Source organism: Oleiphilus sp. HI0080 (assembly GCF_001635135.1).
In genome coordinates this window covers 1-748 of sequence record NZ_LWFU01000912.1, presented here as the reverse complement: position 1 = coordinate 748, position 748 = coordinate 1, and the positions used below count along the sequence as shown (strand labels likewise).

Genomic DNA, 748 nt, shown 5'->3' with positions numbered 1-748 from the left:
ACAGTATCGAACAACTCCAAGACTATTTAGATCTTCAGCGTATCAGTCCGTTGCAAGACGCCGCGGTTCCTAAAGTAAACTTATCGGACTTTCCTTTCCCGGCTGACATCGAAGAGCGCATTCAGGCTCAGTGGGCGGATCTTTATCGTGTTGTCCCTTTGTTCGAGTACCGGCACAGCCTCATTATCGCAATTGACGAAGACGTTGATTACGACGATACGGTTCAGAATATTGAGTTTGTTACGGGCCGTCATGTCGAGGCATTCAAGTGTCGGGGTCAGGAGATCGATGCTGCGATCGATCATCTATACAGCACAGAAGCCTTGGTTGGTCTGCAGAACGGCTCAAGCGAAGCAACGATTGGCGATGAGCTGGAGCTGATCAAACAACAGGTTCGCGAGAAGCCAATTGTTCGAATCGTCACGCGATTGTTGTTGGAGGCCTACCGCAAGAACGCATCCGATATTCATATTCGACCAACCGAGAAGGGAGCCGACTACCTGCTTCGTATGAATGGCAACATGGTGCTGCGCTCGGAGATTCATAAAGAGCACTTGGCCGCGGTAATTAGTCGCTTCAAAATCATCGGTGGGATGAACATTTCAGAACATCGAATGCCACAGGACGGCGGGGCACGTATATCGGTCGGAGGGCATAAGCTTGAGTTGCGTATGTCGATCATTCCAACCATTCACGGGGAGAGCCTAGTCGTTCGGCTGCTGAATGCGGATCAACGCCTGTTCTCGCT

1 protein-coding gene is annotated in these 748 nt (G+C 50.8%); it reads left to right on the top strand.

Translation table 11 applies throughout. The annotated features are described in order from the left end of the window. Positions 1 to 748: GspE/PulE family protein (locus A3751_RS17970; RefSeq protein ID WP_197466471.1), on the top strand; the 748-nt coding region annotated here is incomplete at both ends.